Origin of the sequence: Bacillus cereus (assembly GCF_025917685.1) — a bacterium.
GTDB classification, from domain to species: Bacteria; Bacillota; Bacilli; order Bacillales; family Bacillaceae_G; genus Bacillus_A; species Bacillus_A cereus_AT.
Genome location: NZ_CP089518.1, coordinates 3,724,323 through 3,749,665, shown reverse-complemented (window position 1 = coordinate 3,749,665; position 25,343 = coordinate 3,724,323). Strand labels below are relative to the sequence as shown.

The following is a 25,343-nucleotide window of genomic DNA, read 5'->3' as shown; positions in this document are numbered from 1 at the left end:
TTCGACATGTTAGAGTTTGATACTACTCAAGATCAATTAGCAAATATAAAAGTTATCGGTGTCGGCGGCGGCGGAAACAATGCTGTAAACCGTATGATTGAACACGGTGTACAAGGTGTAGACTTTATCGCTGTGAATACTGATGCACAAGCATTAAATCTATCAAAAGCTGAAACAAAAATGCAAATTGGTGGAAAATTAACGCGTGGACTTGGTGCAGGCGCAAACCCTGAAGTAGGGAAAAAAGCGGCGGAAGAAAGTAAAGAACAGATCCAAGAAGCACTTCGTGGTGCAGATATGGTATTCGTAACTGCTGGTATGGGTGGCGGAACTGGAACTGGTGCAGCTCCAGTTGTTGCTCAAGTTGCAAAAGAATTAGGTGCGTTAACAGTTGGTGTTGTAACACGTCCATTTACATTTGAAGGACGTAAACGTGCGACGCAAGCTGCATCTGGTATTGCGGCATTTAAAGAAAATGTAGATACACTTATTGTAATTCCAAACGATCGCTTATTAGAGATTGTTGATAAAAATACGCCGATGTTAGAAGCATTCCGTGAAGCTGATAACGTATTACGCCAAGGTGTTCAAGGTATTTCTGATTTAATTGCAACACCAGGTTTAATTAACTTAGACTTTGCAGACGTAAAGACAATTATGTCTAATAGAGGTTCTGCTTTAATGGGTATTGGTTCTGGTAATGGTGAAAATCGTGCTGCTGAAGCTGCGAAGAAAGCTATTTCTAGTCCATTACTAGAAACATCTATTGATGGAGCTCAAGGTGTTATTATGAACATTACGGGCGGCGCGAACTTAAGCTTATACGAAGTACAAGAAGCAGCAGACATTGTAGCTTCAGCTTCGGATCCAGAAGTAAATATGATCTTCGGTTCTGTTATTAATGAAGGATTAAAAGATGATATTGTTGTCACTGTAATTGCAACTGGTTTTGATGATAGTGCTGCGACGCAGCCGCCAAAACCAATTATTCGTCCGACTGCGAATCACACGCAACAGCAACAACAACCAGTAGCTCAACCTTCAAAACAACGTGAAGTTAAGCGTGAAATGAAACGTGAAGAGCCGGTTGTGCATGATCGTCATACAGATTCAGATGACATCGATATTCCAGCATTCTTACGTAACCGTCGTAGACGATAAAAGAAAAGGAGCTTTCATGCTCCTTTTTTATTATTGGAATGAAAAAGATCTGCTTAGCAGGTCTTTTTTTTATTTGTAGATGAAGTTGTGAGAAAGAGGATGTAAATTTGCTTACATATAATTCAATTATTATGTATATAAGTAAGAAATTCATATTATTCTATGAAAAATACACTTTTATTTTTTACCGACAGATTATGTCTAGAAATCACAAAATAACAAAAAAACCCCTCCACCAATTGACACACTTTCCTATTGGATATGCATTATACTAGTCTCAACTTAAAAAAAGAGGTGAATTGTTTGGTTGTTTACGCCGACATTGTTTGGTTGTTAAACGCCTGCATTGATTTTCTTTTACTTTTATTAACAGCCACCGTGTTAAAAAAGAGAATCAAAAGATGGAGGCTTGTGTTAGGAGCATTTATAGGTTCAACTATTGTTATTTTCGCCTTTACTCCTTTTGCTTCTATGATGACACATCCAATTATGAAACTGTTGTACTCGTTACTTATTGTGTATACAGCATTTGGGTTTTCAACATTTAGAAATTATGCACAAACTGTTTTTACTTTTTACTTTGTCACTTTTATGGTTGGTGGAGGATTAATTGGAACTCATTTCTTTTTGCAAACGAACGAAATGGTAAATGGATTAGTTCAATCTAAATCAGTTTCTTACGGTGATCCAATTAGTTGGTTGTTTGTGATTTTTGGTTTTCCAGTAATTTATTACTTTTCTAAAAAGCGTATAGAAAGCGTAGAAGTCACAAAGATACACTATGATCAAATCGTGAAAGTGAAAATTCAATTAGTTGGAGAGGAATTGGAACTAGCAGGTCTAATTGATAGTGGGAACCAACTTTATGATCCGTTAACAAAAACACCCGTTATGATTATGCATATTTCATCATTAGAACATTGTTTGCCAGTTTGGTTAACAGAACAAATTTATTCCAAAACAGAAATTCCTCAAATACCAGAAAATGATTCCGGATGGGCAACGAAACTGCGTTTAATTCCTTTCCGAGCAGTAGGAGTAGAGAATCAATTTTTATGGGCAATTAAGCCAGATTGTGTGCAAGTTTATCATGAAGATAGTTCGATTGTTGTAAATAAAGTATTGATTGGATTAAATACACAACAATTATCTAGCAATGGAGAGTATCAATGCATTGTACATCCGAAAATGTTGATTTCGCAAAAGATGGTAATAGCTTAATTATGAGAGGCGGGATAATATGATGAAATTAAAATTTTATTTGGTATACCTTTGGTATAAAGTATTGCTGAAATTAGGAATTAAGACCGATGAAATTTATTATATTGGTGGAAGTGAAGCGTTGCCACCACCGTTAACGAAAGAAGAAGAGGAAGTTCTTTTGAATAAATTGCCAAAGGGAGATCAAGCGGCGAGGTCACTGCTTATTGAACGTAACTTACGGCTTGTTGTATATATAGCAAGAAAGTTTGAAAATACAGGGATAAATATTGAGGATTTAATTAGTATAGGAACAATTGGTCTTATAAAAGCAGTGAATACATTTAATCCAGAAAAGAAAATTAAATTAGCAACATATGCATCTCGTTGTATAGAAAATGAGATTTTAATGCATTTGCGTCGAAATAATAAAAATCGTTCGGAAGTTTCGTTTGATGAACCTCTTAACATTGATTGGGACGGAAATGAACTGTTATTATCAGATGTTTTAGGTACAGATGATGACATTATTACAAAAGATTTAGAAGCTACAGTAGATCGTCATCTTTTAATGAAAGCATTGCATCAATTAAATGATCGTGAAAAACAAATTATGGAGCTTCGGTTTGGACTCGCTGGTGGCGAAGAGAAGACACAAAAAGATGTGGCTGATATGCTTGGAATTTCACAGTCTTATATTTCTCGTTTGGAAAAAAGAATTATAAAAAGATTACGAAAAGAATTTAATAAAATGGTGTGAAGAATAGGACCAGTCGGTATTTAGACTGGTCCTATTCTTTTTTGTGCATTAGGAAATATGATGTTTGTGAAAAATGATGGAAAAACCACATGCATAAAATCCCCTTCAAAGGAAATACTTTACACTGTACAGCAACTCCCGATAGGAGGGAACACTTTGACGAGAAACAAAGTAGAAATTTGCGGTGTTGATACAGCTAAACTTCCAGTACTAAAAAATGAAGAGATGCGTAAATTATTTCGTGAAATGCAAAGTGGAGAGATAAGCGCAAGAGAGAAATTAGTGAATGGAAACTTACGTCTTGTACTGAGCGTCATCCAAAGATTTAATAACAGAGGAGAATATGTTGATGATTTATTTCAAGTTGGCTGCATTGGACTTATGAAATCCATTGATAATTTTGATTTAGGCCAAAATGTAAAATTTTCAACGTATGCTGTGCCGATGATTATTGGGGAAATACGCAGATATTTGCGTGATAACAATCCAATTCGCGTATCTCGGTCGTTACGAGATATTGCGTATAAAGCATTGCAAGTAAGAGAGAAATTGATTGCTGAAAACTCGAAAGAACCGACAGCAATGGATATTGCCAAAGTTCTTGAAGTGACACATGAAGAAATTGTTTTTGCGTTAGATGCTATTCAAGACCCAGTTTCATTGTTTGAACCGATTTATAATGATGGAGGAGATCCTATTTTTGTTATGGATCAGTTAAGTGATGAAAAACAAAAGGACGAGCAGTGGGTTGAAGAACTAGCGTTGAAAGAGGGGATGAAACGTTTAAATGATCGTGAGAAAATGATTATTCGAAAACGTTTCTTCCAAGGAAAGACACAGATGGAAGTTGCCGAAGAAATTGGGATTTCTCAGGCGCAAGTATCACGTTTGGAGAAGTCTGCTATTAAGCAAATGAATAAGACGATTCAAGGATAAGGCCCTCACCAGTTATGGTGAGGCCTTTTTTATATAATATTTTGCGCTCATAGTAAAGTAGATCGGTTCATATAATGAAAATAAAATGGATGTTCTATTAGTAGCAGTTATATACTGCTTATTCGCTTTTAAATTCGGCTGAAGTAAAGAAGTTAGGTGGAAGTCATGTTGCCCGTAAAAGTCCGATTGGCATGGGGGAATAGTCAGTAGGGATGGGCAATATCTCCACTGATTAAGGTTGCACTTTATTTGAGAGCGTACTTACAATTCATGATATAAGGGAGAGGATGAATATGATTCGAATTTCGGAGTTTCAAATGAAGGATGTTGTGAATGTTTTAGATGGAAAAAGGCTTGGAAATATTGGAGATATTGATTTTGATATAGACACAGGGAAGATTAGGGCAGTTATTATTTCCAAGCAGACACGAATGCTTGGACTCTTTGGAAAGGAAGTAGAATTTGTAATTCCTTGGGAGCAAATTATGAAGATTGGGGAAGATGTCATACTTGTGAGGGTGGATAATATTAATTCTGTAACAGAATCAATACAAACACCGACAATTTCTTAAAGAATATTACAAATTCCTCTTTTTTTTCAGTTGTCATTATGAAAAAATAAAAGTATGGTAAAATAGACAGGAAGTACCATGCTTTTTTATGTTATTTTAATTAAAAGGAGCCGCTTTGTTATGAGAGAACCATTTAAATATGTGGACGGTATACTGTATTTACAAGCGTGGAAAGAACTTGGAAACATTACTGTTGGATTTACGACAAAAGATGGTGGAGTAAGTACAGGCTCCTTTCATGCGATGAATTTAGGATTACATGTGAATGATATCGTGGAGAACGTTCATGAAAACAGACGCATTTTAGCAAATAAGTTACAAAAACCATTAGAAAACTGGATTTGCTCTGAACAAGTTCATGACCATCATGTTGAGAAAGTAGGATTGCAAGAAAAAGGGAAAGGCGTTTATTCATATGAAGACGGTATTCCAAAAACGGATGGCATTTATACGACGAACAAAGATGTTCTCTTAACATCTTGTTACGCTGATTGTGTTCCGCTCTATTTTTATGCACCATCACATGATATGATAGGACTTGCGCATGCTGGGTGGAAAGGGACTGTAACAGAGATCGCGAAAGAAATGATTCAAAAGTGGAATGCAGAAGGTGTTTCAAGTGATGAAATTCATGTCGCAATTGGGCCGGCGATCGGATCATGTTGTTATGTTGTTGATGATCGTGTATTAACAGCAGCACAGCAAGTAGTAAACGGACCTGTTCCTTATAAAGTAATTTCTGATGGTCAGTATGCAATTAATTTAAAAGAAGTTAATCGTATATTATGTGTACAAGCAGGCATAAAAGAAGAACATATTGTAATGTCATCTCTTTGTACAAGCTGTGAAGAACAATTATTTTTCTCTCATCGTCGTGATCAAGGTAAGACGGGGAGAATGTTGAGTTTCATAGGTTTTAAGGAGGAGTGAAGCAAGTGACAGTGCAAGGGAATTTAGCAGGTGTAAACGAAGCAATTAAAGAATCTTGTGCACGAGCTGGACGTTCGATGAAAGATATTAAGCTCGTTGCAGTTACAAAAACTGTAGGAATTGAAAAAACAAGCGAAGTAATTGAAGCAGGAATTATTGATTTAGGTGAAAATAGAAATGAAGGTTTCTCACAAAAATACGAGCATTTCGGTTCAAACGTGAATTGGCATTTTATTGGCTCATTGCAAACGAGAAAAGTAAAAGAAATCATTAATGAGATTGATTATTTACATTCATTAGATCGTCTCTCACTTGCAAAAGAAATTCAAAAACGTGCTGATAAGAAAGTTAAATGCTTTATTCAAGTGAAAACATCATCTGAAGAATCAAAGCAAGGATTGGCGATAGAAGAAACAATTTCTTTTATTCAAAGTTTGCAAGAATTGGATAAGATTGAAGTGGTAGGATTAATGACAATGGCTCCGTTTACAGGAGAAGAGGAAGAGATTCGTCGCTGCTTTAAGGAATTGCGCATGCTACAAACAGAGGTGCAAGAGCTAGAATTATTACATGCACCATGTAAAGAATTATCAATGGGAATGTCAAATGATTACACGATTGCAATTGAGGAAGGCGCTACATATATTCGTTTGGGAACGGTTTTAGTAGGAAAAGCGTAAGAGGAAGGAGAAAGTTATTATGAGTTGGTCAAAAGTAAAATACTTCTTTTTTGACACACCGGAAGAAAAAGAAGCAGCTCAATATAGTTATGAAAAGGAGCAAACAGACATGAAAAAACAACAAGACCCCCCTGAAAAACAAGATGTTCCGTTTGCGAAAATGCAACCGAAGCAAAATGTAGTGAGTATTGAAACAGCGAAGCAATCTTCAAAAGTTGTTTTACTAGAACCACGCACATATTCGGAAGCACAAGGCATTTCGGATCACTTAAAAGGTAGACGAGCTGTTGTAATTAATTTACAAAGAATGTCTACAGATCAAGCTGTACGTATCGTTGACTTTTTAAGTGGTACTGTATACGCTATAGACGGGGATATTCAAAAGATAGGCCCAAAAACATTTATGTGTACACCTGAAAATGTAGATATTGTTGGTGCAATTTCAGAGTTGTTCGGTGAAGAAGAAGAAACAAATATAAAGAGGTGGTAATACGCCATGGGAACAGTTTTAACAGTTTTACTTTATGCTATCGAGATTTACTCGTGGGCACTTATTATTTACATTCTCCTATCATGGTTTCCTGGTGCAAAGGAATCAACTTTTGGAGAGTTTCTTGCACGTATTTGTGAACCGTATTTAGAACCATTTCGCAGGTTTATTCCGCCGCTTGGTATGATTGACATCTCTCCAATCGTTGCGATTCTTGCGTTAAAGCTTGCTACAAATGGTTTAGTAAGTTTATTCCGCTATTTCTTATAATAAGAGGTTACTTACATGAGCATCTATGAGCATTTTAGACCTGATGAAGAGGTCTTTGTGGATAAAGTATTAGAGTGGAAACAGGAGGCTGAGTATCATCAAGTCAAGTTAACAGATTTTCTTGATCCAAGACAGCAACAAATTGTCTCTATGGTAATAGGGCAAGGAGAGGTTGCTGTACGCTTTGATGGTGCGATGCCTGAATCTGAACGAAAAAGAGCACTAATTTATCCAGACTATCTAGAATTAAATGAAGAAGAATTTCAAGTAGAAGTATTAGAAATTGACTATCCTTCCAAATTTTATACGCTAGAACACAGGCAAATATTAGGTGCATTTATGTCACTTGGTTTAACCAGAGAAAAATGTGGTGATATTTTGCTTCAAGAAAATCGTGCCCAAATTGCAGTTGCAAAAGAAGTTGCATCTTATATTGAAATGAACTTACAATCAATAGGGAAAGTGAAAGTATCTCTCACGCCTGTACAAGCAGAACAAATTTTGTGTGTAGGTGAAAAGTGGGGAGAAAAATCTGGAACAGTTTCATCACTTCGTCTAGATGTTTTGTTAGCTGAAATGCTACATATATCCAGGCAGAAAGTACAGCCTCTTATAAAAGGTGGCTTAGTAAAAGTCAATTGGAAAACAGTAGAACAAACTGCGTATGAATGTTTTCCAGGAGATGTATTCTCGGTTAGAGGATACGGAAGAAGTAAAATATTTTCTGTAGAAGGTAAAACGAAGCGCGACAAATGGAGAATTTTGTATGGTATACTAAAATGATTGGTTTTTTAGAAGGAAATCCTCCTATTTTGTCGAAGAAAAGATATAATTGAAAGAGGAAATTTAGATAACTACTTGGAGGTGGCGTTGTGCCGTTAACACCATTAGATATTCATAACAAAGAATTTGGTCGCGGATTCCGTGGCTATGATGAAGATCAAGTAAATGAGTTTCTTGATCAAATTATCAAAGATTATGAATTAGTCATTCGTGAGAAAAAAACTTTAGAAGAAAAGGTTGCGCAATTAGAAGGAAAGTTAGATCATTTTTCTAATATTGAAGATACGCTAAACAAATCTATCGTTGTTGCACAAGAAGCAGCGGAAGAAGTGAAACGTAATGCGCAAAAAGAAGCGAAATTAATCGTACGTGAAGCGGAAAAGAATGCGGATCGTATCATTAACGAAGCGCTAGTAAAATCAAGAAAAGTGGCATTTGATATTGAAGAATTAAAAAAACAAGCAAAAGTATTCCGTACTCGTTTCCGTATGCTATTAGAAACACAGCTTGAAATGTTAAACAACGATGATTGGGATAAACTAATTGAGTTAGAAGACGAAGTGGACGAGCTGTTGAAAAAAGAAGAAACAGTGTAAGCTTGACGTTTTTCCCATTATTACATATAATTTTAAACAGCATATTTATTAAGAAAAACGAAGATAGGGATAAGTACCTTTTTCATACCTTATATAGCGAACTGAGGATGGTGTAAGCTCAGGATAAGGAGATTATGGGAATATCACCCTGGAGTTCCGCGCTGAACAAATAGAGTAAGCGTAGGCGTTATATTCGCGTTAAGAATATAAAGAGGATTGTATACATGCGTATAGGATCTACTAGGGTGGTACCGCGGGAGACTTTCTCGTCCCTTTTTGGGATGAGAAAGTCTCTTTTTTATTCCGTTTTTTAGGTCTTTTCTTTTATACATGTAAGGAGGAATTGAGCATGGAGTACAAAAATACATTACTAATGCCAAAAACAGAGTTCCCAATGCGTGGGAATTTACCAAAACGTGAGCCTGCAATGCAAGAAAAGTGGGCTGAAATGAATATTTATGAAAAGGTACAAGAACATACAAAAGGTCGTCCTTTATTTGTACTACATGATGGACCTCCATATGCGAATGGTGACATTCATATGGGACATGCATTAAATAAAGTATTAAAAGACTTTATTGTTCGTTATAAATCTATGACTGGTTACTCTGCGCCATATGTTCCAGGTTGGGATACGCACGGTTTACCAATTGAACAAGCTTTAACAAATAAAGGTGTAAAGCGTAAAGAAATGACAGTTGCTGAGTTCCGTAAGTTATGTGCAGAGTATGCATATGAACAAGTAGAACGTCAACGTGAACAATTTAAGCGTCTAGGTGTACGTGCTGATTGGGATAACCCATACATTACTTTAGAGCCAGCTTATGAAGCACAACAAATTAAAGTGTTTGGTGATATGGCGAAAAAAGGTTATATCTATAAAGGGCAAAAACCAGTTTACTGGTCTCCAACGAGTGAATCAGCTTTAGCAGAAGCTGAAATTGAATACCAAGATAAAAAATCAGCATCTATTTACGTAGCATTCCCTGTAAAAGATGGAAAGAACGTATTAGAAGGTGATGAGAAATTTATTATCTGGACAACAACACCTTGGACGTTACCTGCAAACTTAGGTATTTCTGTTCACCCAGAACTTGAATACAGCATCGTAAAAGTAAATGATGAAAAATATATTATTGCTTCTGAACTATTTGAGACAGTTGCAAAAACGTTAGAGTGGGAAAATGCTGAAGTTGTGAAAACGGTAAAAGGTAGCGAACTTGAGTACACAGTTGCAAAACATCCATTCTACGATCGTGATTCATTAGTTATGCTAGGAGATCACGTAACAACAGATGCAGGTACAGGTTGTGTTCATACAGCACCAGGACACGGAGAAGATGACTTTATTGTTGGTAAAAAGTATGGATTAGAAGTACTTTGTCCAGTTGACGATAAAGGTGTATTAACAGAGGAAGCACCTGGATTTGAAGGCTTATTCTATGATAAAGCTAACAAGCCAATTACAGAAAAATTAGAAGAAGTAGGCGCGTTACTAAAACTAACATTCATTACGCATTCATACCCACATGATTGGAGAACGAAAAAACCAATTATTTTCCGTGCGACAGCACAGTGGTTTGCATCTATTGAAGCATTCCGTAAAGAGTTATTAGAAGCTGTTGCGGAAACGAAATGGGTACCAGCGTGGGGAGAAACTCGTCTTCATAATATGGTTCGTGACCGTGGTGACTGGTGTATTTCTCGTCAGCGTGCATGGGGTGTACCAATTCCTGTATTCTATGCTGAGAATGGCGATCCAATTATTACGGATGAAACAATTAACCACGTAGCAGATTTATTCCGTGAACACGGTTCTAACGTATGGTTCGAGCGTGAAGCGAAAGATCTATTACCAGAAGGCTTTACACACCCAGGTAGCCCAAATGGTGAATTCCGTAAAGAAACAGACATCATGGATGTATGGTTCGATTCAGGTTCTTCTCATCAAGCGGTATTAGAAGAGCGCGAAGACTTACAACGTCCAGCTGATTTATATTTAGAAGGATCTGACCAGTATCGTGGTTGGTTTAACTCTTCATTATCAACAGCGGTTGCTGTAACAGGTAAAGCTCCATATAAAGGCGTACTAAGCCACGGTTTCGTATTAGATGGTGAAGGACGTAAAATGAGTAAGTCGATTGGAAATATCGTCGTACCGAAGAAAATTATGGATCAATTAGGCGGAGACATTTTACGCTTATGGGTATCTTCTGTTGACTATCAATCTGATGTACGTATTTCAGATGATATTTTAAAACAAGTAGCAGAAGTGTATCGTAAAATCCGTAACACATTCCGTTTCTTATTAGGAAACTTAGATGACTTTAATCCAAGTGAAAATACAGTAGCAGTAGCTGAACTTCGTGAAGTAGATCGTTACATGTTAGTGAAGTTAAATGACTTAATTACAAAAGTAAAAGATGCATATGAAACATATGACTTTGCTGCTGTATATCATGCAATTCACAACTTCTGTACAATTGATCTAAGTTCATTCTACTTAGACTTTGCAAAAGACATTTTATACATTGAAGGTGCAAATCACGCGGATCGTCGTGCAATTCAAACTGTATTATATGATGTTCTTGTTGCATTAACGAAACTTGTAACACCAATCTTACCTCATACAGCTGATGAAGTATGGCCATATGTTCCTGGTGCAGAAGAAGAAAGCGTACAGTTAACTAATATGCCAGAAGCTACAGAAGTAGAGGGTTCAGAAGCGTTAAGAGCAAAATGGGATGCATTTATGACATTACGAGATGACGTTTTAAAAGCGTTAGAAGTAGCTCGTAATGAGAAAGTAATTGGTAAGTCATTAAATGCGAGCATTACGCTATATCCGACTGCAGAAATGAAGGCTATGTTAGAGTCTATTAGTGAAGACTTAAAGCAATTATTCATCGTTTCTGAGTATAAACTTGGTGGTACAATTGAAGAAGCGCCAACAGAAGCACCAAAGTATGAGCATACAGCTGTAGTTGTAGCACAGGCGACAGGTGAGACGTGTGAACGTTGTTGGGTTGTTTCAGAAACAATTGGTAAAGATGCAGAACATGAAACATTATGTGAGCGTTGTGCAACAGTTGTTAAAGAAAACTATGTAAAATAATAAAAAACTGACTGCGCGTAAGTGCAGTCAGTTTTTTTGTTTTTTCGTTGATAATATATTGAAATAACTTTCACTCTCTTTCCTATGAAGGAAAAATGTGTGTGAGGTAAGCATGAGAATTTCGGACACACTAATCGTACATTGCAGCTGGGAGGAATGTACACGTGAATGAAATGTATATGGAAATAAAAGAAGAATTGCAATTGATGAGAAAAGAGTTGCAAGAGAGACTAGCTAAAGAAGTCATGCACAAATATGATACAGAGTTTAGCGGGGAGCTTGGATATGAAATTAAGGAAGAGATAAAGAAAAAACTGCTATTACATGATATAAAAGAGGATTTAAAAGATGTAGAACGTGCATTGTTTAAAATGGAAATAGATATGTACGGTATTTGTGAAGAAACTGGGAGAGCAATTCCTACAAAACAAATGAAAACAATGCCGACTGCCCGTACGATTCATGAATTTTTCTATGAAAAGGTAAATGTATGAGTGCGCACAACGATATTATATTACCTTTTTTTAATTTATTTTATTCTTCTATAAAGGTTCATTGTGAAAAGGTAGCAGCTATGCTAAAATTTTGAGGTACACTGTCTTTGTGGGGGAAATGAAAATGATATATTATGTAATAGCGTTATTTGTCATTGCCATCGATCAAATATCGAAGTGGCTAATTGTAAAGAACATGGAATTGGGTACGAGCATTCCGATTATCGATAATGTATTATACATAACATCACATCGAAATAGAGGAGCTGCCTGGGGTATTTTAGAAAATAAAATGTGGTTTTTCTACATTATTACAGTCGTTTTCGTAGCATTTATCGTATTTTATATGAAAAAATATGCAAAAACGGACAAACTTCTAGGTATTTCATTAGGTCTGATTTTAGGCGGAGCAATTGGTAATTTTATTGATCGTGTATTTAGACAAGAAGTAGTGGATTTCATTCACGTGTATATTTTCTCGTACAATTATCCAGTATTCAATATAGCTGATTCAGCATTATGTATTGGAGTTGTATTAATTATTATTCAAACAGTATTAGAAGGAAAGAAAACGAAGGAGTAATTGAATGAGTGAAGTAGTACAAGTAACAGTTGCAGAAGAACAAAAAAGCGAGCGAATTGATAAATTCGTTGCAGAAATAAACAGTGAATGGTCACGTTCACAAGTACAGCAATGGATTAAAGATGCTGTTGTCACAGTAAATGGGAAATCAGTTAAAGGGAATTATAAAGTAAAAGGAAATGATGAAATTACAGTAACAATTCCTGACCCAGAAGAGTTTGATATTAAAGCGGAAGATATGAATTTAGAAATTCATTATGAAGATGCAGATGTACTCGTTGTAAATAAGCCACGTGGTATGGTTGTACATCCGGCACCAGGACATACAAGTGGTACGCTTGTAAACGGACTTATGCATCATTGTACAGACCTATCAGGTATTAATGGTGTAATGCGTCCTGGTATCGTTCATCGTATTGATAAAGATACATCTGGACTATTAATGGTTGCTAAAAATGATATGGCGCACGAATCACTTGTAAATCAACTTGTAGCAAAAACAGTAACAAGACGTTACAAAGCGATTGTGCACGGTGTTATTCCGCATGATAAGGGAACGATTGATGCACCAATTGGCCGTGATAAGAAAGAGCGTCAAAGTATGACAGTTGATGAAAATGGTAAGAATGCTGTTACGCACTTCCAAGTGTTAGAGCGCTTCAAAGACTTCACACTTGTAGAATGTCGCTTAGAAACAGGACGTACGCACCAAATTCGTGTTCATATGAAATATATTGGCTATCCACTTGCGGGAGATCCAAAGTATGGTCCGAAGAAAACATTAGATATGAATGGGCAAGCACTTCATGCAGGGATTTTAGGTTTCGATCACCCTCGTACTGGTGAATATATTGAGTTTGAAGCACCGATTCCAGAAGTGTTTGAAGAAGCACTAAATATTTTACGGAAATAGTATTGACAAATCGTAAGAAAACTGAGATACTGACAACAGTTAAATAATGATCCTTTAACACAGCCCCGTGAGGTTGAGAAGGTAACGGTTTGAAATACTTAGGGTATGCTGTACCCTTTTTTCAAAAGTCCTCTCGCACACGCTGAGAGGACTTTTTTTATACCATTACTCTCACGCAAGAAAATAAGCTTGGAGGTGTAGAGCATGCAAGAGAAAGCTGTCGTTTTAGATGACCAAATGATTCGCCGCGCTTTAACACGAATTAGTCATGAAATCGTGGAACGAAATAAAGGTGTCGATAACTGTGTTCTTGTCGGAATAAAAACACGTGGAATTTTTATTGCACAACGTTTGGCAGAACGAATTGGTCAAATTGAAGGAAAAGAGATGGAAGTAGGAGAGTTAGATATTACGTTATATCGTGATGATTTAACACTACAATCGAAACATAAAGAACCACTTGTAAAAGGTTCTGATATTCCTGTAGATATTACGAAGAAAAAAGTTATCCTTGTGGATGATGTGTTATATACAGGAAGAACAGTTCGAGCAGCAATGGATGCTCTTATGGATTTAGGTAGACCATCACAAATCCAATTGGCTGTTCTTGTTGATAGAGGTCATCGTGAATTACCAATTCGCGCTGATTATGTAGGAAAGAACATTCCAACATCTAGTGAAGAGCGTATCGAAGTTGATTTGCAAGAGACAGATCAACAAGATCGAGTAAGCATATACGATAAGTAAAGCCCTTTTAAATGTAGTCCTGTGAGGCTGCCAAAGGGTCTTGGCTTTCATATGTCAAATTTGGCATACGAAAGTGTAGGACTCTTTGTGCACAGGCACAAAGAGTTTTTTTATTGCAAAGAATTAAACTGAAGGAGGATGTAACAATGGAACAAAAGCCAGTGTTAGACGTTAATGAAGTACCGAAACCGGGAAAATGGTTATTTTTAAGTATACAACATTTGTTCGCGATGTTTGGATCAACAGTGCTTGTTCCGTTTTTAACAGGATTGAATCCGTCAGTAGCATTAATATCAAGTGGATTAGGAACGTTAGCGTTTCTTCTTATAACGAAAGGTCAAGTACCTGCCTATCTAGGATCATCATTCGCCTTTATCGCACCGATTATTACAGCAAAAACAGCAGGTGGACCGGGAGCAGCAATGCTTGGTGGTTTACTAGCGGGACTTGTGTACATCTTAATCTCACTCGGAATTAAGAAATCTGGGTCAGAGTGGATAATGAAATTACTTCCGCCAATCGTAGTTGGACCAGTCGTAATGGTAATCGGTTTAGCTTTAGCACATACAGCGGTGAACATGGCGATGAACGGTGCGGATGGTAAGTATAGCATTACACACTTTTCAGTAGCATTAGTAACATTAGCAATTACAATTATCTGCTCTATATTCGGAAGAGGATTTTTCAGCATAATACCAGTACTGCTTGGCATCATCGGCGGATATATCTTTGCTTACTTCCAAGGGCTAGTAGACTTAAAGCCGGTAGCTGAGGCAAAATGGTTTGTTGTACCAGATTTCACAGTACCGTTTGTAACATACACTCCGGAGTTCTCGTGGAAGATCGTACTTTTAATGGTACCAGTTGCACTAGTAACAATTTCAGAACATATCGGACATCAAATTGTACTTGGAAATGTTATTAAAAGAGATTTAATTGAAAAACCAGGCTTACATCGTTCGATATTCGGTGATGGTGTAGCAACATTAATCGCATCACTGATCGGTGGACCACCGAATACAACATACGGTGAAAACATCGGTGTGCTAGCAATTACGAGAGCGTATAGTGTATACTTATTCATCGGTTCAGCAGTATTCGCAATCGTGTTTGGGTTTGTCGGTAAGATTTCCGCGCTGATCCACTCCATACCAACACCAGTTATGGGTGGCGTATCAATCTTACTATTCGGTGTAATTGCATCAAGCGGATTACGCATGATGGTAGATGATAAAACAGACTTAAGCGACAAACGAAACTTAATGATTGCATCAGTAATACTAGTAATCGGCATTGGTGGAGCGGTACTTCACGTAGGAGAATCGTTCCAAGTAGAAGGAATGGCACTAGCAGCGATTGTAGGTGTACTGTTAAATCTACTGTTACCAGAAACAAAACAAATAAAACAATCTAAGCAGATTGCTTCATAAAAACAACCTTTTAAATCAGTCCTGTGAGACAGAAAAGGGTGGCTTCTTCCTTGCACCCTAGTCTCACATGACTAGGGTATTTTTATACAGATATTGTTATATAAATACAAAAGTGATAACATAAAAATCAGAAAGATGAGGGATGACGATGAACCATTTGTTAACGATGAGTGAATTATCGGAACTAGAAATTTCAGAAATCCTAAAAGACGCAGAAGATTTTGCGAATGGAAAAGAGAGCAAAACAACAGAGCAAACATTTGTAGCAAACTTGTTTTTTGAAAATAGTACGAGAACGAGATTTAGCTTCGAAGTTGCTGAGAAGAGATTAGGACTTGATGTTTTAAACTTTTCAGCAGATGCATCTAGCGTACAAAAAGGAGAAACTTTATACGACACGATAAGAACACTAGAATCAGTCGGAACAAAAGCGGTAGTCATCCGCCATGAGCAAGATCGTTACTTCGATGAGCTGAAAGATCAAGTAAACATTCCAATCTTGAATGCTGGAGATGGATGTGGAAATCATCCAACGCAATGTCTGCTCGATCTTCTAACAATTAAACAAGAGTTTGGAAGATTTGAAGGTTTGAAGATTGCAATAGTTGGAGATGTTCGACATAGCCGAGTAGCACGTTCTAATGCAGAAGCATTAACGAAACTGGGCGCGACAATTTACTTTGCAAGCCCAGAAGAGTGGAAAGATGAAGATAACACATTTGGAACATACAAATCATTAGATGAACTTGTTCCAGAAGTGGATGTAATGATGTTACTTCGTGTACAACACGAGCGTCATGATCATTATGAAACAGACATTATGAAAGAGTATCACAAGCAACATGGATTAACAGTTGAAAGAGAAAAACGTATGAAAGAAGGAAGCATTATTATGCATCCAGCTCCTGTAAACCGTGATGTTGAAATTGCAAGTGAACTTGTTGAGTGTGAGCGTTCGCGCATATTCAAACAAATGGAAAATGGAGTTTACGTAAGAATGGCTGTACTAAAACGCGCCTTACCAAATGTATTAGGAGGAATGAAACATGAATTATTTGTTTAAAAATGGTCGTTATATGAATGAAGAAGGAAACATTGTAGCAACAGATCTTCTCGTACAAGACGGTAAAATTGCGAAAGTAGCAGAAAATATTACGGCAGATAATGCTGAAGTAATCGACGTAAATGGAAAGTTAATCGCACCTGGATTAGTAGATGTACACGTACATCTTCGTGAACCAGGTGGTGAACATAAAGAGACAATTGAAACAGGAACACTTGCAGCAGCAAAAGGTGGATTCACTACAATTTGTGCAATGCCAAATACACGCCCAGTACCAGATTGCAGAGAACATATGGAAGACTTGCAAAAACGTATTAAAGAAAAAGCACATGTCAACGTACTACCATACGGAGCAATTACAGTACGCCAAGCGGGTTCTGAAATGACAGATTTCGAAACGTTAAAAGAACTTGGAGCATTTGCTTTCACTGATGACGGCGTAGGCGTACAAGATGCGAGCATGATGTTAGCTGCTATGAAGCGTGCAGCGAAATTGAATATGGCAGTAGTTGCACACTGTGAAGAGAATACACTTATTAATAAAGGTTGTGTACATGAAGGGAAGTTTTCTGAGAAACACGGACTAAACGGTATCCCATCAGTATGTGAATCTGTACATATTGCAAGGGATATACTGCTTGCTGAAGCGGCAGATTGTCACTATCACGTATGTCACGTAAGTACAAAAGGATCTGTACGTGTAATCCGTGATGCGAAACGCGCTGGAATCAAAGTAACAGCAGAAGTAACACCGCATCACTTAGTGTTATGTGAAGATGATATCCCGTCAGCTGATCCTAACTTTAAAATGAACCCACCGCTTCGTGGAAAAGAAGACCACGCAGCGTTAATTGAAGGGCTATTAGATGGAACAATCGATATGATCGCAACTGATCATGCACCGCATACAGCGGAAGAGAAAGCACAAGGAATTGAAAGAGCACCATTCGGAATTACTGGTTTTGAAACAGCATTCCCACTTCTATACACAAACCTTGTGAAAAAAGGAATTATTACATTAGAGCAGTTAATTCAATTCTTAACAGAAAAGCCAGCTGATACATTCGGCTTAGAAGCAGGTCGCCTGAAAGAAGGTAGAACAGCTGATATTACAATCATTGATTTAGAACAAGAAGAAGAGATTGATCCAACAACATTCTTATCAAAAGGAAAAAATACACCATTCGCAGGTTGGAAATGCCAAGGGTGGCCGGTAATGACAATCGTTGGTGGTAAGATCGCATGGCAAAAGGAGAGTGCATTAGTATGAAAAGACAACTTATCTTAGAAGATGGAACAGTATTAATTGGAAAAGGTTTCGGAGGAGAAATCGAAAAGTCAGGTGAGGTTGTATTTACAACAGGAATGACTGGATATCAAGAAACATTATCTGATCCATCATATTGCGGTCAAATCGTAACATTCACGTACCCATTAATCGGAAACTACGGCATCAACCGTGACGATTTTGAATCGATTCACCCATCTGTAAATGGCTTAATCGTAAACGAAATTTGTGATCACCCATCAAACTTCCGTAATGAAATTTCGTTAAATGATTACTTAAAAGAAAGAAACATCCCAGGGTTAGCAGGAATTGATACGAGAAAATTAACGAGAAAAATTCGTCAATACGGTACATTACGTGGACGTCTATGTAACATGGATGCAGATGTAGAATACATCGTGAGTCAATTAAAAGCGACAGTATTTACAGATCACGTGAAACGCGTATCAACGAAAGACCCATACCCAAGTCCAGGCCGTGGACACCGAGTTGTACTTGTAGACTTCGGAATGAAACATGGTATTTTAAGAGAATTAAATAAGCGTGATTGTGATGTAATTGTAGTACCTTACAATACAACAGCAGAAGAGATTTTACGCCTTAGCCCAGATGGAATTATGTTAAGTAACGGACCTGGAGATCCAAAAGATGTGCCAGAAGCGATTGAAATGCTAAAAGACATTATCGGTAAAGTTCCTTTATTCGGAATTTGCTTAGGACATCAATTGTTCGCACTAGCATCTGGTGCGAATACAAGTAAGTTAAAATTCGGTCACCGTGGTTTAAACCATCCAGTAAAAAACCTTACAACTGGAAAAGTAGCAATTACATCTCAAAACCATGGTTACGCAGTAGAAGAAGAATCAGTTGAAAATACAGAACTTGAAATTACACATGTCGCTTTAAATGATGGAACAGTAGAAGGTCTTCGTCATACGAAGTTCCCAGCATTTACAGTACAATATCATCCAGAAGCTTCAGCAGGACCAGAAGATGCAAATGATTTATTCGAAGATTTCTTAGAAATGATTGAAAACTTCAAGAAAGAAGGGGAAGAGTTATGCCAAAACGCCTAGACATTAACACAATTTTAGTAATCGGATCAGGACCAATTGTAATTGGGCAAGCCGCAGAGTTTGATTACTCTGGTACACAAGCTTGTCAATCTCTTAGAGAAGAAGGTTACAAAGTAATCCTTGTTAACTCTAACCCAGCAACAATTATGACAGATACTGCAACAGCAGATAAAGTATATATAGAACCGTTAACATTAGAATTCGTAAGCCGTATCATTCGTAAAGAACGTCCAGATGCAATCCTACCAACATTAGGTGGTCAAACAGGTCTAAATATGGCTGTTGAACTTGCGAAATCAGGCATACTTGAAGAGTGTGGAGTTGAAATTTTAGGAACAAAATTATCAGCAATCGAGCAAGCGGAAGATCGTGATTTATTCCGTACATTAATGCAGGAATTAAATGAACCAATTCCATCTAGTACGATTATTCATACGCTAGAAGAAGCACATGAATTTGTAAAAGAAATTGGTTATCCAGTTATTGTTCGCCCGGCATTTACAATGGGGGGAACAGGTGGCGGAATCTGTAGTAATGAAGAGGAATTAATTGAAATCGTATCAGGTGGTTTAAAACATAGTCCAGTGACACAGTGTTTATTAGAAAAGAGTATTGCTGGTTGCAAGGAAATTGAATATGAAGTAATGCGTGATTCGAATGATAACGCGATTGTAGTATGTAACATGGAAAATATCGATCCAGTTGGGGTTCACACAGGTGATTCTATCGTTGTAGCACCGAGCCAAACATTAAGTGACCGTGAGTATCAAATGTTACGAAACACTTCATTAAGAATTATTCGTGCATTAGGAATTGAAGGCGGATGTAACGTTCAGCTTGCACTTGATCCACATAGCTTCCAATACTATGTAATCGAAGTAAACCCGCGTGTAAGTCGTTCATCTGCACTAGCATCTAAAGCAACTGGATATCCAATTGCTAAATTAGCGGCAAAAATTGCAGTCGGTTTAACATTAGATGAAATTATAAACCCAGTAACACAAAAGACATACGCTTGTTTCGAGCCAGCATTAGACTATGTTGTTTCAAAAATTCCACGTTGGCCATTTGATAAGTTTGAATCAGCAAACAGAACGCTTGGTACACAAATGAAGGCAACTGGTGAAGTTATGTCAATCGGACGTAACTTAGAGCAATCATTATTAAAAGCGGTTCGTTCTTTAGAACTTGGCGTTTATCACTTAGAGTTAGAGCATTTAAAAGAGCTTGATAAAGAGACAATGAAAAAACGCATTATAAAAGCTGATGATGAGCGACTGTTTATTGTAGCAGAAGCAATCCGTCAAGGTGTAACGAAAGAAGAAATCAACGATTGGTGTGAAATGGACTTCTTCTTCTTACAAAAAGTTGAAAATATCGTAAACATGGAACGCGAAGTAAAAGCAAATGCAGGAAATATGGAAGTATTACAATCAGCGAAAGAAATGGGCTTCAGTGACCATTACATCGCCAATGCTTGGAGCAAAACAGAGCGTGAAATTTACGATATGCGTAAAGAAAGCAATATAACTCCTGTTTATAAAATGGTAGATACTTGTGCGGCAGAATTTGAATCTGCAACACCATACTACTACAGCACATATGGTGACGAGAATGAATCGGTTATAACAGATCGTAAGAGTGTTGTTGTACTAGGGTCTGGTCCAATCCGTATCGGTCAAGGTGTTGAGTTTGACTATGCAACAGTTCACTCTGTATGGGCAATTAAAGAAGCTGGATATGAGGCAATCATTGTTAATAACAATCCAGAAACAGTTTCAACAGACTTCAGTATTTCTGACAAATTATACTTTGAGCCATTAACAATCGAAGATGTAATGCACATTATCGATTTAGAAAAGCCAGAAGGTGTTATCGTCCAATTCGGTGGACAAACGGCAATTAACTTAGCTGCTAAATTAGAGGCTCACGGTGTGAAAATCTTAGGAACATCACTTGAAGATTTAGACCGTGCAGAAGATCGTGATAAGTTTGAAGCAGCTCTAACACAGCTTGGTATTCCGCAACCAGTTGGTAAAACAGCAACGACTGTAGAGCAAGCAGTAGCAATCGCTGACAAAATTGGTTACCCAGTATTAGTAAGACCATCTTACGTACTAGGTGGACGTGCGATGGAAATCGTATATCGTCAAGAAGAACTGCTGCACTACATGAAAAATGCGGTTAAAGTTCACGCAGATCACCCAGTATTAATCGACCGTTACATGGTTGGTAAAGAAATTGAAGTAGATGCAATTTCAGACGGTGAGAATGTATTCATTCCAGGTATTATGGAACATATTGAACGCGCTGGAGTTCACTCTGGTGACTCAATCGGAGTATATCCACCACAAAGCTTATCTGCAAAACTGAAAGAACAAATTATTGAACATACAATTGCACTTGGAAAAGGATTAAACATTATTGGATTACTAAACATTCAGTTTGTAGTATTCAAAGATGAAGTGTATGTAATTGAAGTAAATCCACGTGCGAGCCGTACAGTACCATTCTTAAGTAAAATTACAGGCGTACCGATGGCGAATGTTGCAACGAAAGTTATTTTAGGGCAAAACCTTGTAGAACAAGGATATGGAACTGGTTATCACCCAGAAGAGAAGGAAGTGTATGTAAAAGCACCGGTATTCTCATTTGCGAAACTACGCTCAGTTGATACAACATTAGGACCTGAAATGAAATCAACAGGGGAAGTAATGGGTAAAGACTTAACTCTTGAAAAAGCATTATACAAAGGGTTAGTTGCTTCAGGAATTAACATTCCAACGCACGGATCAGTAATCATTACTGTAGCGGATAAAGATAAAGAAGAGGCAATGGAAATTGCAAAACGTTTCCACGAAATTGGCTACAATTTATTAGCAACAGCTGGAACGGCACAAACATTAGCAGAGCAAAATATCCCAGTGCAAGTTGTAAACAAAATTGATTCTGAAGACTACAACTTACTTGATATTATCCGTCAAGGAAAAGCACAGTTTGTAATCAATACATTAACAAAAGGCAAACAACCAGCGCGTGATGGTTTCCGCATTCGCCGTGAATCAGTAGAAAATGGTGTGGCTTGCTTAACATCACTTGATACAACGAGAGCAATCTTACGAGTATTAGAATCTATGACATTCTCAGCTCATTCAATGAAAGAAATTACGCAAACGAAGCGTCACGAGGTGGTACATGCATGATGCAAAAGCAAAATATGATCGTCGTTAACCAAAAAGAAATCGCAAAAAATATTTACGAATTAGTGCTTCAAGGGGATCTTGTGCAGCAAATGAACGACCCAGGGCAGTTTGTACACATTAAGGTAGCAGAGGGCATCACGCCCCTTCTGCGCCGCCCAATTAGTATTTGTAATGTCGATCAAGATAAGAACGAATTTACAATGCTATATCGTGCGGAAGGACAAGGAACAAAAACATTAGCAAAAAGAAAACAAGGCGAACTTGTAGATGTGTTAGGACCACTTGGACATGGTTTTCCTGTAGAAGAAGCGGAAGCTGGACAAACGGCTCTATTAGTTGGAGGGGGAATTGGTGTACCACCACTATATGAATTGTCACAGCGTCTTGTAGCAAAGGGAGTACGCGTTATTCACATCTTAGGTTTCCAAACGAAAGATGTTGTCTTCTATGAAGAGAAATTCGCAGAGCTTGGTGATACGTATGTTGCAACAGTTGATGGTACGCATGGTACAGAAGGCTTTGTAACAGATGTAATTGATAGCTATGGAATTGACTTTGACATTCTATACTCATGTGGACCTTTAGCGATGCTTCGTGCATTAGAAGGACGCTATAAAGAGAGAAAAGCCTACATTTCATTAGAAGAGCGTATGGGCTGTGGTATTGGAGCATGTTTCGCATGTGTATGCCATCTGCAAGCAGATCCGAGTGGACATTCTTACAAGAAGGTGTGTAGCGACGGACCAGTATTTCCAATCGGGGAGGTTGTACTATGAACAGATTGCAAGTTGAATTACCAGGGTTATCATTAAAAAATCCAATCATCCCAGCATCTGGTTGCTTCGGATTTGGTCGTGAGTATGCACAGTTCTATGATTTAAGTGTACTTGGATCAATTATGATTAAAGCGACAACAGAACAGCCTCGTTACGGAAACCCAACACCTCGTGTTGCTGAAACACCAGGTGGAATGCTAAATGCAATCGGGCTTCAAAATCCTGGATTAGAAAAGGTAATGAATTCTGAATTACCTTTTCTCGAGCAATTTGATCTTCCGATTATTGCAAATGTTGCTGGCTCACAAGCTGAGGATTATGTAGCAGTTGCGAAGGAAATTTCAAAGGCACCTAATGTTCATGCGCTAGAATTAAATATTTCTTGTCCAAACGTAAAAACGGGTGGTATCGCTTTTGGTACAAATCCTGAAATTGCTGCTGATTTAACGAAGCGAGTAAAAGAGGTTTCTGAAGTACCGGTATATGTGAAATTGTCACCCAACGTGGCAAACATTGTGGAGATTGCAAAAGCAATTGAAAATGCGGGTGCGGACGGTTTAACGATGATTAATACATTGCTTGGTATGCGTCTAGATTTAAAAACTGCAAAACCGATTTTAGCAAACCGTACGGGCGGACTATCAGGGCCAGCGATTAAGCCAGTAGCAATTCGTATGGTACATGAAGTAAGTCAAGCGGTTAACATTCCGATTATCGGAATGGGTGGTATTGAAACTGCGGAAGATGTAATTGAATTCTTCTATGCTGGCGCAAGCGCGGTTGCAGTAGGTACAGCGAACTTCATAGACCCGTTTGTATGTCCGACAATTATTGAAGAGTTACCAGCATTACTAGATGAATTAGGATTTGATCACATTTCGGAGTGTCAAGGAAGGAGCTGGAAGCAAACATGTCACAGTCGTTAATTGTTGCACTAGATTTTCCAGGGAAACAAGATGTAGAACAATTCTTACACCACTTTGAAGGAGAAGAGTTATTTGTCAAAGTTGGTATGGAGTTATTTTACAAAGAAGGCCCTGCGATTATTACGTACTTAAAAGAAAAAGGGCATAAGATCTTCCTAGATTTAAAACTTCATGATATTCCGAATACAGTAAAAAGCGCTATGCGTAGCCTAGCTAGTCTAGAAGTTGATATGGTAAATGTTCATGCTGCTGGGGGAAGCAGTATGATGAAAGCTGCGATTGAGGGATTAGAGGAAGGTAAGCAAGAAGGAAAAGAGAGACCGATTTGTATTGCAGTTACACAACTAACAAGCACTTCGGAAGCTATGATGAAAAAAGAGATCGGCATTGAGAAAACGTTAGAAGAAGCGGTTGCTCATTATGCAAAATTAACGAAAGAAAGTGGACTTGATGGAGTTGTTTGTTCAACACTTGAAGTTCCAAAATTACGTGAAGTATGCGGAAATGAATTTGTAACAGTAACACCGGGGATTCGTCTTGCAAGCGATGATGTAAATGACCAAGTGCGCGTAGCAACACCGAAACGTGCGAGGGAACTTGGTTCAAGCTACATCGTAGTTGGACGTAGTATTACAAAAGCAGAAAATCCGCTTGAAGCGTATAAAACAGTAAAACAACAGTGGGAAGGTGTAACAGTATGAAAAAAGAAATCGCATCGCATTTATTAGAAATTGGAGCAGTATTTTTACAACCGAATGATCCATTTACTTGGTCTTCTGGTATGAAATCACCAATTTATTGTGATAATCGTTTAACTTTATCTTATCCAAAAGTACGTCAAGCGATTGCAGCTGGATTAGAAGAGTTAATTAAAGAGCACTTCCCAACTGTAGAAGTTATTGCAGGAACAGCAACTGCTGGTATTGCGCACGCTGCATGGGTAAGCGATCGTATGGATTTACCAATGTGCTACGTACGTAGTAAGGCAAAAGGTCACGGCAAAGGGAACCAAATCGAAGGAAAAGCTGAAAAGGGTCAAAAAGTAGTAGTAGTAGAAGACTTAATTTCAACTGGCGGTAGTGCAATTACATGTGTAGAAGCACTTCGCGAAGCTGGCTGTGAAGTATTAGGAATCGTATCAATCTTCACATACGAGCTAGAGTCAGGAAAAGAAAAATTAGAAGCAGCTAACGTAGCGTCATATTCTTTAAGTGATTACAGTGCATTAACTGAAGTTGCAGCAGAAAAAGGTATGATTGGACAAGCTGAAACGAAAAAATTACAAGAGTGGCGTAAAAATCCAGCGGACGAGGCTTGGGTTACAGCGTAATATGAAAAAAGACGACTGCGG

25 protein-coding genes and 1 other annotated feature are annotated in these 25,343 nt (G+C 37.7%); all 25 genes read left to right on the top strand.

Annotated elements, in window-relative coordinates; genetic code table 11:
• Window positions 1–6: 6 nt before the first annotated feature.
• The 25 genes from ftsZ (at window position 7) to pyrE (ending at window position 25,322) form a co-directional block, all read left to right on the top strand.
• Window positions 7–1,161: a cell division protein FtsZ gene (gene ftsZ, locus LUS72_RS19345; protein WP_097830915.1), complete on the top strand. Its 1,155-nt coding sequence runs from the start codon at window positions 7–9 to the stop codon at window positions 1,159–1,161.
• A 303-nt stretch (window positions 1,162–1,464) separates the two neighbouring features.
• Window positions 1,465–2,382: a sigma-E processing peptidase SpoIIGA gene (gene spoIIGA / locus LUS72_RS19340; RefSeq protein ID WP_141533251.1), complete on the top strand. Its 918-nt coding sequence runs from the start codon at window positions 1,465–1,467 to the stop codon at window positions 2,380–2,382.
• Between the two features lie 19 nt (window positions 2,383–2,401).
• Window positions 2,402–3,121, top strand: coding sequence for an RNA polymerase sporulation sigma factor SigE (gene sigE, locus LUS72_RS19335; RefSeq protein WP_000976948.1), 720 nt, complete (start codon window positions 2,402–2,404; stop codon window positions 3,119–3,121).
• A gap of 156 nt (window positions 3,122–3,277) precedes the next feature.
• Window positions 3,278–4,057 carry an RNA polymerase sporulation sigma factor SigG gene (gene sigG / locus LUS72_RS19330; RefSeq protein WP_000197755.1) on the top strand — a complete coding sequence of 260 codons (780 nt, stop codon included), beginning with the start codon at window positions 3,278–3,280 and terminating at the stop codon, window positions 4,055–4,057.
• 293 nt (window positions 4,058–4,350) lie between these two features.
• Window positions 4,351–4,629 (top strand): YlmC/YmxH family sporulation protein, encoded by a 279-nt coding sequence (locus LUS72_RS19325; protein ID WP_097830917.1) that lies wholly within the window; start codon window positions 4,351–4,353, stop codon window positions 4,627–4,629.
• 120 nt (window positions 4,630–4,749) lie between these two features.
• Complete coding sequence (pgeF, locus tag LUS72_RS19320) at window positions 4,750–5,559, top strand: peptidoglycan editing factor PgeF (RefSeq protein ID WP_097831050.1); 810 nt, start codon at window positions 4,750–4,752, stop codon at window positions 5,557–5,559.
• A 5-nt stretch (window positions 5,560–5,564) separates the two neighbouring features.
• The gene (locus LUS72_RS19315; protein ID WP_097830918.1) at window positions 5,565–6,239 is read left to right on the top strand and encodes a YggS family pyridoxal phosphate-dependent enzyme; all 675 of its coding nucleotides are present in this window, start codon (window positions 5,565–5,567) and stop codon (window positions 6,237–6,239) included.
• Window positions 6,240–6,258: 19 nt separating this feature from the next.
• A complete protein-coding gene (locus LUS72_RS19310) occupies window positions 6,259–6,729 on the top strand; it encodes a cell division protein SepF (protein ID WP_097830919.1) in 471 nt (156 codons plus the stop codon).
• Between the two features lie 6 nt (window positions 6,730–6,735).
• Complete coding sequence (locus LUS72_RS19305) at window positions 6,736–6,999, top strand: YggT family protein (RefSeq protein WP_097830920.1); 264 nt, start codon at window positions 6,736–6,738, stop codon at window positions 6,997–6,999.
• Between the two features lie 15 nt (window positions 7,000–7,014).
• Entirely contained in the window at window positions 7,015–7,782 is a 768-nt protein-coding gene (locus LUS72_RS19300; protein WP_097830921.1) for a YlmH family RNA-binding protein, read from the top strand.
• An 89-nt stretch (window positions 7,783–7,871) separates the two neighbouring features.
• A complete protein-coding gene (gene divIVA / locus LUS72_RS19295) occupies window positions 7,872–8,378 on the top strand; it encodes a septum site-determining protein DivIVA (RefSeq protein ID WP_097830922.1) in 507 nt (168 codons plus the stop codon).
• Between the two features lie 51 nt (window positions 8,379–8,429).
• Window positions 8,430–8,655 (top strand) — a binding site (T-box leader).
• A gap of 72 nt (window positions 8,656–8,727) precedes the next feature.
• The gene (gene ileS2 / locus LUS72_RS19290) at window positions 8,728–11,493 is read left to right on the top strand and encodes an isoleucine--tRNA ligase (RefSeq protein WP_097830923.1); all 2,766 of its coding nucleotides are present in this window, start codon (window positions 8,728–8,730) and stop codon (window positions 11,491–11,493) included.
• 164 nt (window positions 11,494–11,657) lie between these two features.
• Window positions 11,658–11,987: a TraR/DksA C4-type zinc finger protein gene (locus LUS72_RS19285; RefSeq protein WP_097830924.1), complete on the top strand. Its 330-nt coding sequence runs from the start codon at window positions 11,658–11,660 to the stop codon at window positions 11,985–11,987.
• A 124-nt stretch (window positions 11,988–12,111) separates the two neighbouring features.
• A complete protein-coding gene (lspA, locus tag LUS72_RS19280; protein WP_000642178.1) occupies window positions 12,112–12,570 on the top strand; it encodes a lipoprotein signal peptidase LspA in 459 nt (152 codons plus the stop codon).
• Between the two features lie 4 nt (window positions 12,571–12,574).
• Entirely contained in the window at window positions 12,575–13,483 is a 909-nt protein-coding gene (locus LUS72_RS19275; protein WP_097830925.1) for an RluA family pseudouridine synthase, read from the top strand.
• 204 nt (window positions 13,484–13,687) lie between these two features.
• The gene (gene pyrR, locus LUS72_RS19270) at window positions 13,688–14,230 is read left to right on the top strand and encodes a bifunctional pyrimidine operon transcriptional regulator/uracil phosphoribosyltransferase (RefSeq protein WP_001156489.1); all 543 of its coding nucleotides are present in this window, start codon (window positions 13,688–13,690) and stop codon (window positions 14,228–14,230) included.
• A gap of 146 nt (window positions 14,231–14,376) precedes the next feature.
• Window positions 14,377–15,660 (top strand): uracil permease, encoded by a 1,284-nt coding sequence (uraA, locus tag LUS72_RS19265; protein WP_141533252.1) that lies wholly within the window; start codon window positions 14,377–14,379, stop codon window positions 15,658–15,660.
• Window positions 15,661–15,808: 148 nt separating this feature from the next.
• Entirely contained in the window at window positions 15,809–16,723 is a 915-nt protein-coding gene (gene pyrB / locus LUS72_RS19260) for an aspartate carbamoyltransferase (protein WP_097830927.1), read from the top strand.
• Window positions 16,707–17,993, top strand: coding sequence for a dihydroorotase (gene pyrC, locus LUS72_RS19255; RefSeq protein WP_097830928.1), 1,287 nt, complete (start codon window positions 16,707–16,709; stop codon window positions 17,991–17,993). Before pyrB ends, pyrC begins: the two co-directional genes overlap by 17 nt.
• On the top strand, window positions 17,990–19,087 hold the full coding sequence (locus LUS72_RS19250; RefSeq protein ID WP_097830929.1) for a carbamoyl phosphate synthase small subunit: 1,098 nt from the start codon (window positions 17,990–17,992) through the stop codon (window positions 19,085–19,087). The genes pyrC and LUS72_RS19250 overlap by 4 nt, the downstream gene beginning before the upstream one ends.
• Complete coding sequence (carB, locus tag LUS72_RS19245) at window positions 19,072–22,290, top strand: carbamoyl-phosphate synthase large subunit (protein WP_097830930.1); 3,219 nt, start codon at window positions 19,072–19,074, stop codon at window positions 22,288–22,290. Before LUS72_RS19250 ends, carB begins: the two co-directional genes overlap by 16 nt.
• On the top strand, window positions 22,287–23,066 hold the full coding sequence (gene pyrK / locus LUS72_RS19240) for a dihydroorotate oxidase B electron transfer subunit (RefSeq protein ID WP_000983346.1): 780 nt from the start codon (window positions 22,287–22,289) through the stop codon (window positions 23,064–23,066). The genes carB and pyrK overlap by 4 nt, the downstream gene beginning before the upstream one ends.
• A complete protein-coding gene (pyrD, locus tag LUS72_RS19235) occupies window positions 23,063–23,992 on the top strand; it encodes a dihydroorotate oxidase B catalytic subunit (RefSeq protein WP_001081053.1) in 930 nt (309 codons plus the stop codon). Before pyrK ends, pyrD begins: the two co-directional genes overlap by 4 nt.
• Window positions 23,977–24,693, top strand: coding sequence for an orotidine-5'-phosphate decarboxylase (gene pyrF / locus LUS72_RS19230; RefSeq protein ID WP_097830931.1), 717 nt, complete (start codon window positions 23,977–23,979; stop codon window positions 24,691–24,693). The genes pyrD and pyrF overlap by 16 nt, the downstream gene beginning before the upstream one ends.
• Entirely contained in the window at window positions 24,690–25,322 is a 633-nt protein-coding gene (pyrE, locus tag LUS72_RS19225; protein WP_000711455.1) for an orotate phosphoribosyltransferase, read from the top strand. Before pyrF ends, pyrE begins: the two co-directional genes overlap by 4 nt.
• Window positions 25,323–25,343: the final 21 nt, after the last annotated feature.